Source organism: Zobellia uliginosa, assembly GCF_018860745.1.
Lineage (GTDB): Bacteria > Bacteroidota > Bacteroidia > Flavobacteriales > Flavobacteriaceae > Zobellia > Zobellia uliginosa_B.
This window is the reverse complement of sequence record NZ_JAHKPY010000001.1, coordinates 39,110-56,497: the sequence shown is the minus strand read 5'-3', so window position 1 is coordinate 56,497 and position 17,388 is coordinate 39,110. Positions and strand designations below refer to the sequence as shown.

Below are 17,388 nucleotides of genomic sequence, written 5' to 3'. Positions count from 1 at the left end.
TTTTACCGTTCATCTATAGGTTAAAGTAATTCACCGTAAGTGCTTTCCTATTTTTGATTATCAGATGTAAATTTGTAATGAATATTAAAGCCATCTACTCATGAAAGCAAATCTTCTATACATCTTAAATACCAAAGGAGCCGCTATACGTTTGATAGGGGTGCTTGTTTCAGTAATCATCGGCATAGTACTAGCCGTAATGAGTATCTGGAACTATTAGAATAAGTAGATTTTTTTTATTCTAAAAACAACACTTTATCCATCGTAAGTACTTACCTACTAGGTAAGATATAAAACAGTATTAGGAACAAGTTTTCCTAGAAAATATTCTCATTTTAATTTGGGTTCGTGAGAATACAATTTGTATCAAGACAATCTTTCTTAAGTGAAAGGTTGTCTTTTTTTGTTCTACGGCTAGAAGTAGGGGGAGGAATTATTTAGCGATTTTCTTATAGAACAGAGGCTTCTTGGTCATTAGCCATTTTAATTTAAGACCAATTTCTGTAAATTCAAAACCAGCTGCGGTCGCAGAGGCAATGTTACTGTACTTGCCATATAGATTGCCACTAAAACGTTTAGAGAATTCATGGGTAATGCCCGTTTCTGCTCTAAATATTACAGTGTTTGGGTCTTTCTCTACTTGTTGTAAACCGGTTGCCGCACTCATCATATATTTTGTCTTTACTGATATATCACCTCTTAAGTCAGCAAATAGTTCAACGGCCTGATATTTTTCAGGACTAAAGTAAATGGTAGGTACTTGCTCTGCAAAAGAAAGATATTGGTAGTTTACCCCAACCTTAAGAGCAGGTTTGCGCATTACATTGTAGTATAGCGATGTAAACAATAGATTTCGGGTATTATTATCACTCTGTGTGGTGTGAATAGCTTGTGTGTACCATCCTAAATTAAAATTGGTGCCTAGGTTATAGTTCAGACCAAAATGGTTCATTACAATTTCACGTTCAATCAGGTCAGCATTAAAACTTTGAATCTCTCGCTTATAACCCAATTCAAGATTTTGCAATTTAAACGGTTGTAACAATAGCTTTGTATCTATAACGGGCTGAGAATAAGATTCAGAACCAAAACTAGATTTATTTAAACCTAAAACAGCCTTGAACGTAGTTTTAGGGAATAGTTTGTAATCGAAACCTGCTGAAAGAACATGAGAGCTTGCCTTATTGTTCGTAATAGTATTTTCGGTAGTTCTGTAATTGTACGAAAGATTAGTGCTCAACTTTGTAGATAAGGGTACCGTAGCAATTGTATTGGTTGAAAAAGCTACGTTTTTTCCATTATCAAAAGTATAGGCAAGGTGTTCCTCTATAGTGGGTGTAAAGGAGATGTTTAGCTTATCAATAAAACCTAGGGCATCCTTTTGGTCCTTGAAGACCTTTAAAGTACCAAAAGCGGCATTATAAGCCGGTATAATTCGGTCAGCCGCGAAAAGTGCATTGGCTTTTCCTAGATTACCATCAAAAGAAGTGCTATCATTTTTGAGAATGGCATTATAATTTTCCACACTCTTTTTAGGAGAGCCCGTGTAGAGTCCGAACATTGCTTTAAGAGCATATATCCAATTTCTGTTATTATAATGAGTTTCTAACACTGCTATCTCTTCTTTAGCTTTTTTGTACTTCCTATTCCAAATTAAAGCTTGAACGTAACGGTCATAAGTCTGCTCTTTAATAGTTTCATCGCCAAGCTCAATTGCTTTTTCTTTTGCTGTTGTCGCAATTACCAGAGCTTGTTTGTCATTCTCCCCAATATGTTCGGCAAGAGCAATACCGTTAAGTGCGGTAATCGAATCTTTTTTGGAGGTTGAAAGACGTTTGTATGTTGATTTTGCTTTTTCTGTTTCCTTTGTAATCAAATAGAGGTTGGCAAGGTTTAACAAAGCATCTCTATCTTCTGGGAAATCTACAAATATCTCTTTCAGTAATGTTTCTCCTTTTTTGTAATTCTGTTGGTTTACATAGGCGTTGGCATACCCAAGGCGCATGTATTTTCTAGAGGTCTTTGCACTTATATTTCCGGGTTGTATAATTAAAGCTCTTTCTACCCATTCCAATGCCTTTTCGTATTTCTTTAAATTACTTAAGGTATTGGCATATCCTAGAACAGCTCCAAAATTTTCTGGGTACTCTTTCACAAGCTGAGCGTATAGTGGCTCTGCTTGCTGAAATTTTTTGTCCCAAAGAAAAGATTCGTTGTAATTTATCTGTATTTCAAAATCGCCAGGGTATTCTTTTAAAAGTTCAGAAAACATTCCTGTGGCTTTTTCCGGTTCGCCGCTCAAGCCTACAGCGCGACCGTAACATATTAGTGCAGTTTTATTCTTCGGGTCATCTGCAAGGTAACCTTCAAAAAAAGCCTCTGCTTGTTCAAAATCCCCATTTTCCAATAAGGTGAAACCTGGTTGAAGTGGACTTTGTGCCATTCCGTAGAAAGAAAGGAACAAGAATAAACAGAACGTATTGAGTTTTAACATTAAAGTAAGTTTTTTACCACAAGAGTATAACGGCTGTATACTTAATTTATTGGTATCTTACTGTAAAATGTTTCGGGGATATTATTTATGCTTTAAAACAATAAAAACAACTCACCTACAGTTATTTACTGTCTATCTACAGTGCATTTATTTTCGTACCTTCTGTACGTCATTTCATATTTTGCTATAGACTAAAAATAAACTTAAATTTTTTTTAATTATGCCTTTACAAATCGCAGAGTCCCGTGGAATATTTTGCATTTATGGAACATTGAATAGTAATAGTGCCACCATTCTTAGCCGTCATATTGGTAGATATTTTGGTTCGGATAGACGAATCGTCATAAATTTGGAACGCATCACCAGTATTGATGTAAATGGAGCAAGTGCTCTTAAAGAATTATATGAAAACGCTATCAAAAATAATAGACAACTAACCATCCTTGGAAAAAAGAATGCAGATGTTCTGTCTATTCTACAGGAAATAAATTCAACGCATATATTGGGAGTCAATCAAGCCTAGGCTTTTGTCTCTTGTTTGGTTGTAAATTTTATGGATTATTATTTTTCGTTAAAGAAAATATCGTACACCGGTTTTTTCTTCCCTTTAGAATCAAGAAGACCAAAATGACGCTGACGAACTTTTCTCCAAGGTAGGCGCCCAACTACAGAAGTTGGTATGTTTCTAAAATCATAGAGTGTCCAAATCATATGGGACAACTTTTCTTTCTCCACAACTTTTTGCATGGTTTCCATATATTCTTTTTCTTTCTTTTCCGAACCGGTATAGGCGTTCCAAATACCGTCATAAGAAGAGTAACCATACTCTTGTAGCAATAATGGCTTGTCTGTCACCTCATTTTTTAAATTACGGAAAGCACTTTCAAATTCAGCTGCTCCCCGGTAGTAATGAAAAGAGACTAGATTTAATTGATCTTTCAGATTGATTGCTGCTTCGGGACTTGACCATCCTATAGTAATTGGGTTATTAGGGTCTATTTTACGGATGCGTTCTACCGTTTGTTCCAACCAAGAAAGCACCAGTTCTTTGCCTCGAGATTCAAAATCTAAATCTGGCTCATTCTTTACATCCCAGGCAACGATGGCCTTATGGTCTTTAAGGGCTTCTACAACTTGCTCAACATGGCGGTTGGTCATCGTCCAATCATGAACGCTATAATTACCGTAAAAATCAAATAAAGTTGGCATCACTTGAAGTCCGTTTTTCTCGGCGATATCAAGGGTCAATTTAACTTTTTCCAACTTTTCGGAGTCCACATATTCTTTGCCAAAAGATTCGTATGGAATAAAAATCCGTAAACTGTTGACCCCCATTCTGGCCATAAGTTCAAAATCATGTGCAATAATCGAATCGTTAAATTGTTTCCCGAACATATCCCAAGGTGTATCTTGTGGGTAGTAGTTTATGCCTTTAAAATGAAAGTTGTCAAAATCTTGAACCTTTGTTCGTTCCCCAATGGTCTCCTCGGGCAAGAACGTTTCAACTAATTGGCGAATCCTCCAGAAACCATCTTCTAATAGCAACATAACTTTATAATCTGATTTTAGGTTACGCTTGGTAATCAGCTTATCATCTCTATACACCGCTTCGTAGGCAGAAACATTTTTATCCGTAAAAATCACGAGTTTACCATCTGTACTATAGAAATCTAATTTAGGGTGATGTTCTAATGTTGTGGTTTGTAGGGTTACTTTATTTTTTAGGTTTAGGTCTGTTATCTTAAAAAGTTCTGTACGCATACTATCCGTATAATAGTCGGCTATTCCATATGGTACATTATTGGCGTAAGCAGCATTGCGTACTTGCCATGCACTAAGGTAGTCACGTTCTATTTCCCCTAAAGTCTGGTCTTCCATGGGACGACCCTCGTTCATAGCAATCTCCCATTCAATTTTTGGTAAATAGCTGGCAGAGATTTCTTCATGCAAGTGAAGCATAGAAGTACGGTCTGCACCTGTGTTCAGATAGGATAGGGCGCTGCTAATACCAAATAGAATAAGACCGTTTATGGCCAGAAACGTAATCAGTAGAAAAACACGATATAAGGTTCTGTTCATTTTCATTTTAGCACGACTGATTTTGTTTGGGTTATACCTGCTGTCTTAATCTGTAAGTTATAGGATCCGGGCGGAAAGAAATCCCGAGATAATTTAAATTCTCCTTTGCCCCTCATAGAAGAAGTTCTTAGAACATCCAATATTCTGTGGTCTCCATCTCTTATGGTCAGTGCAATAGGCATGCCGTCCGGAACCAACTGGTCCATGAAACTTTTGAGCGGACCAACCGAAATGGTTCTTGAGTCCTCGGAAATAAGAACCTCGTATTCGGTTACAGACGCTTTAAACGCAACGGTTATAGGTTTACTTCTTGCCGCGCCCGTTACAAATGCCTCAATAGACCAAAAAGCTTCGTATTCAGGATGTAGTAAGCGCGCTTCGGCCTTACCGTTCAACGTAGTGCCCTGAGCCTTTAGCCTAGCTCCCTTATCATCAGTAATTATAAACGACACCAAAGTACCTTCGCTGGCTATATTTCCGTAAGTATCCCTAATAATATCAGTTCTAAAAGTTATGACCTGGTTGCCATCTGCAAATTCGTGGTTTCTTTCATATGAAATATTGAAGTCTACGGGGTTTGCAGGATAAATGATAGTTGTAAATTCTTTTGAATTGGTCTCATTACATGCCGATGAAATTAACATTCTACCTGATTTTTCAGGAGCTCTAACTCTAGACCATGCGATAAGATTTTTAGTACGTAGCTCTTTTTCCATTTGGCTATCCTGAAATTGCACTTTACTATAAATAGATGTACTATCGTTCAATGGATTGTCATAAAAATCTGTTGCGACCATTACGAACATGGCATAATCTTCTGGGCCGGCAGTAAGGCTTCTAGGCCCCAAATAGGACTCAAGAAATGTACCTTTTTTGTTATTTACATTGATGTTGATAGTACCGTTCATTTTCTCCTCGGAACGGGAAACCAATGACCAGTAGCAAATACCCGCTTTTTCATAATAGTTTTTTGGAATATTGAATTGAAGCTTTTCTGCCTTATCGGAAGCTTCAACAATAGTAGTACCTACGGCGTTTCTAAATACTAAAACGGGATTGGATTCCTCAGAAGCCTTGAATTCTAAAGAGAAGGCTTCCCCAGCGGTGAAATTTTCTTTATTCGTGAGCAACTCATAACTGGCCTGCGAAACTTTTTTCACTTCGGGTTCTTTAGAACACCCAAAGAAAAGCAAGGAACAAATAATGCAGATATGTATGATACGCATTCTCATTTTGGATTGCCAATGTAACTGTTCAACTCAAATTTTAAATATTCAAAGCCATGTCCGGAATAAGGCTGTAGTTGGTCTTCGGCATGAGAAATATCTCTTTCGGGGAAAAGCTTTTTACTAATCTCCGAATTTGGACTTCCGTTCACAAAACAATTTTTTAAACTGCTATTGATAAGCGTAATTTCGGTAAGGCAGGCAGTTTCATATTCAAAATACCGTTTTCTTTGAATGCGAACCCCATCCGTGAGAAATTCATGTTCAACCCATAAAAGGTCTTTGTTTTCATCATAATAGGATATCAAAAGTTGAGGTATGGTTACTTCTTGAATTCCTGAATTAAAGAGTGTACCACTTATTCGGTCATCCTCAAAAACAAGCTCTTGAAGACTTACCTGTTTATATAAATCTGTATTGGCAACATTACCCGCGCACTGTAGGTTAAATTTTGTAGGTTGCTCTTCAAACGTCATAGGTGTAAACTGGTCCGGATCAAAAGTAGGGGGTAGAGTGTCTTTAGTGGAAGACCATGCAATACCTTCAAAATCAATTCTAAAAGTCGTAGTTTCTTTGGGCATCAATTTGTGCTTGGCAACATCTTTTGCATTATAGGTGGCCAGTTGCCTGTTCTCATCGTTATAAAGTGTGCCCTTAATGACCACATCCGCAGGTACGTGGTCTACATTTTGGAGCTCCCCAATAATACTGTAGCTACCTTGGTATTGTACCAGTTTGGCTTTAAGTACTTCTAGAACAGGCTGCTTTAAAACATCTTCGTGGTGGGTCTGTTGAGTCGTTATTTTTCGCCTACCATGATTAAAAAAAGTGGTATTGTTCGAAGTGAACAGTTGGTCCGGTGGCAAATCATTGTCCAATGAAGAAGGTTCAATATACCATTTGCCTTCCTTTTTAATAAGACTGTGGTAAAAATCTTTGTTGATACTTTCTAAAGGCGTAATCCATCTAGTAGCAGCTTTCACCCGCGCACTGGTATCATTTTCCTGTAAAAATTCAATACCTAAGGAATCTAGTTTGGCATAGGAACTAAGAATGCCATCCGTTACCGAAACCTCCAACATATATTGGGCAATGGTTTTGCCGCTATCAGGATTCAAAAAGGAATGCGCCTTGTTAAATTCTTTGAAGTCAATAGCATCGTAATAGGCCTCCACAACATTGGTAGGTGCAATCTGGTCTACGTTTTTAATATAGAAAAAATGAATTCCAAACCCCAGTACGATTAATATGATAACCGCCCAAATATGATTTATTATAATTAGTTTTTTTGGGAAGTTTTTAAATTCAATCGCATATTTCATAAACTCGCCCTGTGGTAAATCTCTAGCCTTTAAAGCCCTGACCCATATCCACTGAATATTAATGATAAAGGCAATTACAACCGTAAGAATAGGTATGATGCCCCACATCACTTTTAAGGCTACATGCACATCTTCTTTGGGCATTATTGTGGGAAAAGGAGGCACATTTAATTTCTCCCAGACCATAATGCCGTTCTCCAGTTGCTGTAATCGTTGCCATCCGCAGAAATAGAGAATGGGATCATAGAATTTGTCGTTGGAAAATATATATTTAAGGTTGTATTTCTCGGGTACGGTTAAGAATTGCTGTAAAGAACCGATACCTTCAACACCTCTAAATTTTGAATTTTCTAGTCGTTCTATGGCTCTTGTAGTAAGCTCTGGTAACCGGCGAGCAGAATGATAATTACCATCTACGGTCATAGCTTTTGTCTGAGCGGACAGCCATGCCATTTGATCACCGAAACCTAAAGGTAAATAGCGCCAATGGTCATGAGAATCCTGACTTAGAAAGTTAATGATGGGTTGCATCTTAATTTTCTGTGGTTGTGAAGGTCTAAAATAGCCCAGACTCATGGTAAAAATAACCATGAACAGAATGCCTCCTACAATAACACCACCCAGAATACGATGATAAACGCGGCCCCAATTTTCCTGAATACGGTCTTTAAGATCCCCCTCTACCATACGGTAAGCGAATTCTCCAAATAGGGGAAGCGCCATAATAGTTGCCCAAAGGGTAAAGCGGTCTAAGGTTAAAATATTAAATGCGGTTTCGCCCAATAATATTAGCGGAAGAGGTGTGGTACCACCAGTTCCTAAAAGAGTTAACATAGAAAACGATAAACCAAAAAAGATGTATCGTCTGCTGTAATAGCGATAGAAAAGAAAAGGGAGTACAAAAGTCAAAATCCCCCAAGGGATAACAAAAAACACTAATCCAGATGAGGTTACTTCTAGAAAATTATCTCGTGAACCATGTGGAATAGGTACTTGGGTAATAGGGTTTTTCTTTGAATTTATCCAGTAGGGAAGGATGCAGGTTACAATGAGAAATAATGATGAAAACCCGAATATGACTATGCGCCAGAAGCACTTTTTGAATTGCTTATAAAATACACCAAAACGAACTTCCTTAAAACTATTGACCTGATCCCTGGCAGAGTCCATAACGGCCATTCCCAATAATGGAAAAATAAAGAATACCATACCAAAAATAGGAGTTACATGGTGAGAAGTTACGGTAACGGCTATCAAGGAAAGGCTTGTGACAATATATCTAGTTTTACCTGTTTTGACCCAAAGATATATTTCAGGCAATGAATGCAATAGAACCGATAAACCAATGATACTGGGTAATTGACCAAAGATATGAAGGGTTTCTACAAATGTGGAAGAGAATACAGCCAGTATTGCCGTATACCCGGCAATTTTTCTGTCTCCTGTCATTAATAATCCAAACCTGTATGCACCCGTAATAAACAGGACAATACCTATCATGGCTACGGTGAACATGCCAAATTTGAGTCCGCCAATATGAGAAAGAATACCAATGGACTGGTGCACCAGTGGCGGATAGGCCTGCACCGTAAAACCCGTATACCAACGATAGTCCCATGGTTCAAACCAACTATTGGCATAATGGTCCGCAAAAAACAAATGAATCAGGGCATCATAGGTAGTCTCAAGAGTAAAGAAGATACTAGACCCATGAAATGCGATACCTATGACCAGTGCCAAAATCAATAAAACATTGGTGCGTTGCATTGGTGGTTATTTGTCAGAAAATATAACATTATAAAGGTATATATATTGTATTTCATCGATGGTATTGCCTATCTAAGGCTTTGAGCCATTGGTCTATAGATAAACGCTAGTGGACTTTTTGACCGTAAAAAAGACGGTAGTTGACGGTAATTTTACAAGTATAAATGATATTTACAGTAACTGACTTTATCAGTTATTGAATAATAATTACTTGCATTACAGCAGATTAAAAAAGAGTTAATACAGAAGGTAGATTCTATTTATCAGTATATAACATATCACAAAACGGAAATATAATTAAGTATTAAAAGCTAGTAATATCGATGAAAGGTAAAATAATTCCATGAAATGATACATTTTATCGATTATAAGTTAAATCCTACAATAATTAATGCAATTGGCGTTTACGTAATGAGTTCTAAATTTTACTTGTTATAAATGTGATGTTTTGATAAACAGAATGCTATAGATATTTTACGAGATATAGAAAAATATAGAAATTGCCCAAAAATGTAGGAATTATATAAATAGTATAAATAATGACAGCCATCAAATTAATGTTCAAAAAAGTATCTCAGGAACAATTGTTCATGGGAAGCGTACTTTTGGTAAATGGCGGAAATTACCTATATAATCTTTTGTTGGGTAGACTTTTAGGTCCGGCTGCTTTTTCTGAAGCGGCACTTTTAGTTACCTTATTATTGGTCTTGTCCTTTATGGGAATGACGTTTCAATTAGCTACGGCAAAATTCGCGGTAATTTTTTCAGGTAGCGAATGGGATGTTTTTAAGAACATCAGTTACCGTCAAGCAAGTATTGTTGGTTTAATAATTGGATTACTGATTCTGGTTTTTTCAAAACAGCTGCAATCATTATTCAATACGGAAAGCCATTGGATGTTCGTTGTTTTTGGCGTAGGTATACCTATTTACTTTTTCATGAGTGTTAATAGGGGAGCATACCAAGGCAAGCAAGAGTTTGGAAAATTATCCATTACCTATCAAACGGAGATGTGGAGCCGGTTATTACTAACCATGGCTTTGCTTTTCCTTTTAGACTTAGAGCCTGGCACATTAGTGGCTTTGGGTATATTCTTATCTTTTCTATTTGGACTTTTTCCTTCGGATAGTAAATCTATCTCATTTAGGGAATCTAGAAAATTACAACCTGAAAATGCAAAACGAGTTTCTCAATTTATATGGCTGACCGCCTGTTATGAGTTAACTCAAATTATCATAAATAATAGTGATGTACTACTGGTCAAGCACTATTTTGAGCCAATGGAAGCAGGACTATATGCCTCTTTGGCATTAATAGGTAGAGTAGTGTATTTTGTAGCTTGGATGTTCGTAATGTTATTGCTTCCCGTTGTTGTGCAGAAGCAAAAAGACGGAGAGCCAACGGCGCCCATATTGTTTAAATATGTATCCTATATAGGCCTGCTTTCGGCGGGAATAGTTGCGGCGTGCTATCTTTTTCCAGAACTTATTATCACTTTAATGTTCGGTGATTCCTATGTGGCTATGTCTAGCTTATTATGGCAGTACGCACTGGCAACCTCATTGTTTGCCATATCAAATATTTTTGCCTACTATTTTTTGTCCTTAGACCATTATGTACCTGTTATTCTTTCGGGAGTATTAGGCCTTTCGCAAATAGTGTTAGTAATGCTTTATCATAAAAATCTAGAAAGTGTAGTCTATATGCAATTGATTGCCATGTCCATACTACTTGTAGTTCAACTGGCATATTTCGCTAAAAAGGAATTATTCCGAAAATGGTAATCTATATCTAACTAAAAACACAAGATAAATAGCCCCAAACCTTAAACCAATAATATGAAATTAGCCATTGTAACCGCATATCCACCAAGTAAAGTCACCTTAACAGAGTATGGATATTATCTTGTAAAGCACTTTAGACTGCAAGAAGAAGTCACAGAAATAATTTTGATGACCGATATAACGGAAGCGCCAAAAGACCTTTCTTTTGAAGGCGAGGGTTGTAAGATTACTGTATCGGAGTGTTGGGATTTCAATAGCTATTCAAACATACTAACGGTTAATAAGGCTATTAAAACCCATAAGCCCGATGCTGTACTTTATAATTTACAGTTTTTAAAATTCGGGGATAAAAAAATACCGGCAGCTTTAGGTTTGATGTTGCCTTACATAACAAAGTTTAAAGGTATTCCTACCATATCATTATTGCATAATATTTTGGAGCAAGTAGATTTGGATAGTGCCGGATTCACAAAAAATAAATTGCTTCAGAGTATATACGGATTCATAGGAACGACTTTAACGAAGTTTGTTCTGGCATCGGATATATTGGCAGTAACGATCAGTAAATATGTAACTATTCTTGAGGGCAAATATAAAGCTAAAAATGTTGCTTTAATTCCCCATGGTTCTTTTGAAACGCCTCCAGAGCCGGACTTTGGCCTTCCTGAAGGACCAAAACAGGTTATGGCTTTCGGTAAGTTTGGCACGTACAAAAAAGTAGAGGTTCTTATAGAGGCCGTAGAGGTCATCCGTAATAGAAGCAATGAAGATATAGAAATTGTTATTGCCGGTACGGATAGCCCTAATACACCAGGTTATCTAAAGAAAATGGAAGAAGTATATAGCCATGTACCACAAATACGTTTTACCGGTTATGTGGCCGAAGAAGACGTTCCTGTTATTTTTGGAGAGAGTGCGGTTGTAGTTTTTCCGTATACATCTACTACAGGTAGTTCAGGAGTATTGCACCAAGCGGGAAGCTATGGAAAAGCAGTTGCACTACCGGACTTAGGAGACTTAAGTGTTTTGGTTCAGGAAGAAGGCTATAGAGGTGAATTCTTTTTACCTGAGAACAAAGAGTCCCTTGCCGATGCTATAGAAAAAATACTTACGGATGATGCCTACAGAACGGAGCTGGCAAAAACTAATTATGCGGCAGCTTGTTCCCTGCCAATGAGTACTATTACCCAAATGTATTTGGATTATTTTAAAGCCATTCAGGTTCAAAAATCTAAAGGACAGATTATAGATGTCAACGCCATTGGACTAACGCACGAAAAAGTAAAAGCATAATAAAAGATTAGAATCCCAAATCTTCTTAAAAATACAACCATGAAAATATTAGCCATTGATGACCAGCAATTAATTTTGCTTTCCGTAGAGAAAAGACTTTTAGAGTTGGGTTATGATGTTAAAACAGCTTCCTCTGGGGAGCAAGGTGTAGAGATATTTGATAATTTTGCACCAGATTTAGTTCTTGTAGATATTAATATGCCGGGTATGTCCGGGCTTAATGTTGTAGAACATATTCGTTCGGAAAAGAAATCCGATACTCCCATTTTAGTAATGTCCGGTAATACGGATGAGAAAATAATTGTGGATGGTTTTGACTTAGGTATAAATGATTACATGAAAAAGCCGGTAAGTCTTGATGAAATGGCGGCGCGTATAAAACGTATTATCGGAGCGCCAGAAATTCAAGTGAAAACAGGAGCAAATGAAGACGCTCAAATGCTGCAGAAGCATTGTGTAGGAGTAGTTATACCATGTTATAATGAAGAGGAACGTTTGTCCGGTCCGGAATTTAAAGCTTTTGCCCATGCAAATTTAGGATACCATTTATGTTTTGTAAACGATGGAAGTACCGATAAAACTTTAGAGGTGCTACATGAATTGCGCAAAGGAAACGAGTCTAATATAAGTGTGTACGATTGTGAAAAGAATGGAGGTAAAGCAGAAGCTGTTCGGCAGGGTATCTTGCATATGATAAAAGACGATCAATTAGATTATTTAGGCTATTTGGATGCTGACCTTTCCACTGACTTTAGAGATTTTGACGATTTAGTTAAAACTATAGAGAGTTCTCAGTTTAAGATTGTGAGCGGTTCCAGAATCAGTAGAATGGGAGCGAACATCACTAAAGAATCCGCTCGTAAAATCATAAGTATGACCATTAATATGATCATACAGACCATTTTAGGTATGCCGTTTAAGGATACGCAGTGTGGTGCCAAAATAATGGACCGTGAAATAGCTTCTACCATGTTCAATAAAAAGTTCATTACCAAATGGCTTTTTGATGTGGAGATTTTTATGCGAATGAGAAAGCATTATGGCAAAGAAGAAGCCAAGCGTATTATTTGTGAACAGCCACTTAAAAGATGGATTCATGCAGATGGTTCTAAGCTATCTATGAAAGATTCGGTTAAAATTGTAGGCCAACTGGCCAAGATTGCCGTTTCGTATAGATAAAATCAGTATTCCTTAATTATATGTGCAGCTCAAAAGTTTAATTCATGGGGCTATGAATTAACTTTTGAGCTGTTTTTTTATTTCCAAAAGCTAAAATATTCTTAATTAGTTCTTTATTTCAAAGCAAGTGCTTAGTTTTGTATCGCAGATTAGTAACAATGGCTAGAAAAAAGCAATATAACGAACAAGAGGTAATAGAAAAAGCAACGGCTTTGTTCTGGCGAAATGGCTATGAAGCCACTACAGTTCGTATGTTGGAGAAAGAAATGGGAATTAATCAATTTTCTATTTACTCTAGTTTTGGTAATAAACAGGGTGTTTTTCTTGAAAGTATTAGTGCCTATAAAAAACAAATCTCCTGTATTACGAACAAACTTAAAGCATCTAAAAACGGTAAGGAGGGAATTAAGCAATACTTCTATGACTTTTTGGAATTTGCGAAGGAGGGCAGTAAAAATAAAGGGTGTTTGGTAACCAATACGGTGAACGAAATGAAAGATGTTTCAGACCCTATTATTATGGAAAAATTAGTGGATTTTGCTAGTACCATTAGGCAATTATTTATAGCTAATCTTTTACAGGAAGAGGGAAGTAAGGAGGGGGAAGTACAACGGAAAGCAAATTATTTAATGAACTGTTTATTAGGATTGTCAGTTTCATCAAAAGTTTACGACCAAAGGAAACTCAATGACACTATTGAAATTTCATTTTTGAACATATAAAAATTTTTTACACAAAAACTAAGCGTTTGCTTAGTAATAAATAAGGATATAAATAATAATTAATTGATATATAAGAATTATGAGCACATTAAAGATTCACACTTTAGAAACAGCACCGGAAGAAAGTAAGCCATTATTGGAAAAATCGATCAAGGCATACGGTAATATACCTAATTTACACGGGGTATTGGCTGGGGCACCAGGTCTATTGAATGCATATCAGTCCATTCACGAACTTTTTGTTAATTCATCTTTTGATAACGATGAACTTACAGTGGTGTGGCAAACTATTAACGTAGAGCATAAATGTCATTATTGTGTTCCAGCCCACACTGCCATAGCCAAAATGATGAAAGTTGATGATGCTATTACGGAAGCCTTGAGAAATGGCACAAAATTACCTTTTGAAAAACTTCAAGTATTGCATGAAACTACATTGAAAATTGTTCGTGACAGAGGGTATATCAAAGAAGAGGACATTCAAGCATTTTACGCAGCCGGTTATGAAGAAAGACAATTATTGGAGATTATATTGGGTCTTTCTCAAAAAGTAATCAGCAATTATGTAAACCATATTGCTGAAACTCCAGTAGATGATGCTTTTCAAAAATTCGCTTGGAAAAAAGAAGGACAAACTGCCTAATGTTGTTAGCTTACGAAGTTTGATGGTAGTGCATAAACCTTCCACTTAGGTGGAGGGTTTATTTCTTTCTAATCGTTAGCAACAGAACCAGTTTCAACCAGCTTTTCATGAAAAATCTATTAAAAATTTTAACGGCTATTCTTTCCACTATTGCTGTATATTGGTAAAGACAGTGGGCTTCTTGAAGCCTTAGTATTACAATAAGCAATAATCCTAAACCTGCAAAAGATTTTTTGTATGGTTCTATATAATTTGAAGACTATAGAGAAGTAAATGGTATTTTGGTGTTTTTTGAACTTTCGGCTCAAATTGGTGAGCCAAAAGATAGCACGGACGAATACGTGCATCGGTTAACAGTAAAAAGTTTTAAAATGGAATGCTTTTTCCGTAGCTAAACTGAATCCATTGCGATAGAAATAGTAAGAGAACACAAATAAAATAAAAATAGAATTATGATTAAAGTATCCGTACTGTATACAAATAGTGAAACTGTAGAGTTCAATCATGAATACTACTCCAATACCCATATACCAATGGTTCAATCTTTGGTGGGGAGTGCCCTGAAAAAGGTGGAAGTAGAAAAAGGACTGGGAGGTAGGGTACCTGGTGAGCTTGCTCCTTTTGTTACTATTGCGAATCTATATTTTGATTCACTTGAAGAGTTTCAAAAATCTTTTGGTCCTCATGCAGAGAAGTTCGCGGCAGATGTACCAAATTATTCCAATGTTGATGGGATAATCCAGATTAGTGAATTAGTTTAGTTTTCTAAATTAAAATTGATGTTATGGCAGAAAAAATAAAATTAGATATTGTTTCAGATGTAGTTTGCCCTTGGTGTACTATTGGATACAAGCGCTTACAAAGAGCGATTACCGAACTTGGTGTTGAGGATAAAATTGAAGTAGAGTGGCAACCTTTTGAATTGAATCCTCATATGCCTGTAGAGGGTGAGGATTTGGTAGAGCACATTGCAAACAAATATGGTTCAACCCTAGAGCAGCAAAAAGATTCTCAGCAACGTATGATAGATGCCGGTGAAGAATTGGGCTTTACATTCGATTATTTTGAAGGTATGCGAATGGCCAATACGCGAGACGCTCATGTGTTATTGGAGTTTGCACATGAAAAAGGAAAACAAACTGAATTGAAAATGCGTTTAATGACGGCTTTTTTCAGCGAAAGAAAAGATGTTTCCGATAGGAATGTCTTAGCTGAAGCGTTGAAAGATGTTGGGTTGGATGTAGAGAAAGGAATGGCAAGGCTGGACAATGACAGCTTTAGATATGAAGTAACTTCTAAAGAGCAATACTGGCAAGGACTTGGAGTGTCTTCTGTGCCTACTTTTGTTTTTGACAAGAAGAGTGCATTAACAGGGGCGCAACCCGTAGATGTTTTTAAGCAAGTATTAACGGAAATGCTACAAGAAGCCTAATATGGATTACTAATTATAATTCAGTTTAGCTCACAAATTCAAAGAGCATAAAACGTATCTTTGCAGACCTTATTTTAGTCTAATAAAATGGGGTCTGTTTATTTTGTATAGCATTATGATGACAAATAAGACAATAGGCATAGTAGGGGGAGTGGGTAGCTACGCAGGTATAGATTTAATTAAAAAAGTCTACGACCTTACCGAAGCAAAATCGGACCAAGAACATTTGCCGGTTTCTATGTTATCGGTTCCTCATAAGATTATAGATCGTACCAAGTATCTATTGGGGGAAACGGACGTCAATCCAGGTATTGCCATATCGGAAATTATAGCCTCCCTCATCGCAAGTGGTTCCAGTATTATCGGTATCCCTTGTAATACAGCGCACGCAAGACCTATTTTAAGCTTAATAGAGAAAAGTATTCCAGAATCTTGTGTTCTGGTAAACTTGATCGAAGAAGTAGGTTTACATATATCTACCAAGCATCCAGAGATTACGAAGGTGGGTGTTTTGGGTACGACAGGTACAATTTTAGCAAAAGTATATCCAGAGGTATTGGCAAAATATAATATTGAAGTAATTCAGCCATCCGAAGATATTCAGGATCTATTTGTTCATCCTTCTATTTATGACACAAGTTATGGAATTAAGGCGTTTTCTAATCCAGTAAATGAAAAAGCTAAAGAAAACCTGAGTATGGCGGCCACGTATTTGTCCAGAAAAGGCGCACAAGCCGTAATTTTAGGTTGCACTGAAATTCCGCTTGCTATTCAATATGAAAAGATAGAAGACAGTTTAATTATTGATGCTACGACAGTTTTGGCCAGTGCTTTAATACGGGAGTCCAGAAAAATGGAAGAGACCCTTATTGGTTAATTGGGGAAATTAGGAGTCAAAGCTACGCATGCTGCTTTTGATGAAAGCGATTATAAAGCAGTGCTGAAAGGTATTAAAGTATCATTGATTTAGGCGGAGTAGATATTTTAATGAACAACGCCGGTATTGGTAATTTTGCATCTTTCAATGAAATGGAAGTCTTAGAATGGACTCGGATGATTGAGGTTAACGTATTGGGAGTGTATTACGCAACCAAGTTAGTTTTACCGTACTTAATAGCGAATAATGACGAAGATATCATCAATATCTCGTCTACAGCTGGGTTAAGTGGTAATGCAAATACTTCGGCTTATTCAGCATCTAAGTTTACAGTTATTGGCATGTCTCAAGCATTGACTAAAGAGGTTCGTAAAGACAATACTAGAATATCTACGTTAACACCAAGTACCATTGCCACAGATATGACTTTGGATTTAGGTATTACAGACGGTAACCCGGATAAAGTTCTGCAACCAGAAAATTTTGCAGAATTGATTACTGCAGATTTAAAATTATCTAGAAGAGCCATGTTAGCAAATGCATCTATATGGTCTACCAATCCATAGGACA

At 36.8% G+C, this 17,388-nt stretch carries 13 protein-coding genes and 1 pseudogene; 10 read left to right on the top strand and 4 right to left on the bottom strand.

Annotation, left to right across the window (positions count from 1 at the left end):
- Positions 1-433: 433 nt before the first annotated feature.
- Positions 434-2,494: a tetratricopeptide repeat protein gene (locus KO521_RS00230; protein ID WP_215937915.1), complete on the bottom strand. Its 2,061-nt coding sequence runs from the start codon at positions 2,492-2,494 to the stop codon at positions 434-436.
- A gap of 220 nt (positions 2,495-2,714) precedes the next feature.
- On the opposite strand from KO521_RS00230, the gene KO521_RS00225 reads away from it, so the two are divergent.
- A complete protein-coding gene (locus tag KO521_RS00225; RefSeq protein WP_215937914.1) occupies positions 2,715-3,017 on the top strand; it encodes an STAS domain-containing protein in 303 nt (100 codons plus the stop codon).
- A 38-nt stretch (positions 3,018-3,055) separates the two neighbouring features.
- Here KO521_RS00225 and KO521_RS00220 read toward each other — a convergent pair whose 3' ends face one another.
- The 3 genes from KO521_RS00220 to KO521_RS00210 form a co-directional block, all read right to left on the bottom strand.
- The gene (locus tag KO521_RS00220; RefSeq protein ID WP_354668186.1) at positions 3,056-4,573 is read right to left on the bottom strand and encodes a cellulase family glycosylhydrolase; all 1,518 of its coding nucleotides are present in this window, start codon (positions 4,571-4,573) and stop codon (positions 3,056-3,058) included.
- Positions 4,574-4,575: 2 nt separating this feature from the next.
- Complete coding sequence (locus tag KO521_RS00215) at positions 4,576-5,733, bottom strand: hypothetical protein (RefSeq protein WP_215937912.1); 1,158 nt, start codon at positions 5,731-5,733, stop codon at positions 4,576-4,578.
- Between the two features lie 68 nt (positions 5,734-5,801).
- Entirely contained in the window at positions 5,802-8,888 is a 3,087-nt protein-coding gene (locus tag KO521_RS00210) for a hypothetical protein (protein WP_215937911.1), read from the bottom strand.
- Positions 8,889-9,427: 539 nt separating this feature from the next.
- Between KO521_RS00210 and KO521_RS00205 the strand changes: the two genes are divergently transcribed.
- From KO521_RS00205 to KO521_RS00165, 9 genes and pseudogenes are all read left to right on the top strand, one after another.
- Positions 9,428-10,672 (top strand): oligosaccharide flippase family protein, encoded by a 1,245-nt coding sequence (locus KO521_RS00205; protein WP_215937910.1) that lies wholly within the window; start codon positions 9,428-9,430, stop codon positions 10,670-10,672.
- A gap of 54 nt (positions 10,673-10,726) precedes the next feature.
- Positions 10,727-11,965, top strand: a complete 1,239-nt coding sequence (locus KO521_RS00200; RefSeq protein ID WP_215937909.1) for a glycosyltransferase — start codon at positions 10,727-10,729, stop codon at positions 11,963-11,965.
- A gap of 39 nt (positions 11,966-12,004) precedes the next feature.
- Positions 12,005-13,144, top strand: coding sequence for a response regulator (locus KO521_RS00195; RefSeq protein ID WP_215937908.1), 1,140 nt, complete (start codon positions 12,005-12,007; stop codon positions 13,142-13,144).
- Between the two features lie 158 nt (positions 13,145-13,302).
- Entirely contained in the window at positions 13,303-13,866 is a 564-nt protein-coding gene (locus KO521_RS00190) for a TetR/AcrR family transcriptional regulator (protein ID WP_215937907.1), read from the top strand.
- Positions 13,867-13,945: 79 nt separating this feature from the next.
- The gene (locus tag KO521_RS00185; protein ID WP_215937906.1) at positions 13,946-14,509 is read left to right on the top strand and encodes a carboxymuconolactone decarboxylase family protein; all 564 of its coding nucleotides are present in this window, start codon (positions 13,946-13,948) and stop codon (positions 14,507-14,509) included.
- 452 nt (positions 14,510-14,961) lie between these two features.
- Positions 14,962-15,270 (top strand): EthD family reductase, encoded by a 309-nt coding sequence (locus KO521_RS00180; RefSeq protein WP_215937905.1) that lies wholly within the window; start codon positions 14,962-14,964, stop codon positions 15,268-15,270.
- Positions 15,271-15,293: 23 nt separating this feature from the next.
- Entirely contained in the window at positions 15,294-15,941 is a 648-nt protein-coding gene (locus KO521_RS00175) for a DsbA family oxidoreductase (protein ID WP_215937904.1), read from the top strand.
- 115 nt (positions 15,942-16,056) lie between these two features.
- Positions 16,057-16,818, top strand: coding sequence for an aspartate/glutamate racemase family protein (locus KO521_RS00170; RefSeq protein ID WP_252729800.1), 762 nt, complete (start codon positions 16,057-16,059; stop codon positions 16,816-16,818).
- Positions 16,819-17,384 (top strand): annotated as a pseudogene (locus tag KO521_RS00165) (SDR family NAD(P)-dependent oxidoreductase); the annotation flags it as partial.
- Positions 17,385-17,388: the final 4 nt, after the last annotated feature.

What these genes read in the sequence shown, in the direction of transcription:
- KO521_RS00205 (WP_215937910.1), top strand. Translation starts at nt 9,428, where the DNA reads ATGACAGCCATCAAATTAATGTTCAAAAAAGTATCTCAGGAACAATTG.
- KO521_RS00170 (WP_252729800.1), top strand. Translation starts at nt 16,057, where the DNA reads ATGATGACAAATAAGACAATAGGCATAGTAGGGGGAGTGGGTAGCTAC.
- KO521_RS00230 (WP_215937915.1), bottom strand. Translation starts at nt 2,494, where the DNA reads ATGTTAAAACTCAATACGTTCTGTTTATTCTTGTTCCTTTCTTTCTAC.
- KO521_RS00185 (WP_215937906.1), top strand. Translation starts at nt 13,946, where the DNA reads ATGAGCACATTAAAGATTCACACTTTAGAAACAGCACCGGAAGAAAGT.
- KO521_RS00210 (WP_215937911.1), bottom strand. Translation starts at nt 8,888, where the DNA reads ATGCAACGCACCAATGTTTTATTGATTTTGGCACTGGTCATAGGTATC.
- KO521_RS00190 (WP_215937907.1), top strand. Translation starts at nt 13,303, where the DNA reads ATGGCTAGAAAAAAGCAATATAACGAACAAGAGGTAATAGAAAAAGCA.
- KO521_RS00200 (WP_215937909.1), top strand. Translation starts at nt 10,727, where the DNA reads ATGAAATTAGCCATTGTAACCGCATATCCACCAAGTAAAGTCACCTTA.
- KO521_RS00225 (WP_215937914.1), top strand. Translation starts at nt 2,715, where the DNA reads ATGCCTTTACAAATCGCAGAGTCCCGTGGAATATTTTGCATTTATGGA.
- KO521_RS00195 (WP_215937908.1), top strand. Translation starts at nt 12,005, where the DNA reads ATGAAAATATTAGCCATTGATGACCAGCAATTAATTTTGCTTTCCGTA.
- KO521_RS00175 (WP_215937904.1), top strand. Translation starts at nt 15,294, where the DNA reads ATGGCAGAAAAAATAAAATTAGATATTGTTTCAGATGTAGTTTGCCCT.
- KO521_RS00180 (WP_215937905.1), top strand. Translation starts at nt 14,962, where the DNA reads ATGATTAAAGTATCCGTACTGTATACAAATAGTGAAACTGTAGAGTTC.
- KO521_RS00220 (WP_354668186.1), bottom strand. Translation starts at nt 4,573, where the DNA reads ATGAACAGAACCTTATATCGTGTTTTTCTACTGATTACGTTTCTGGCC.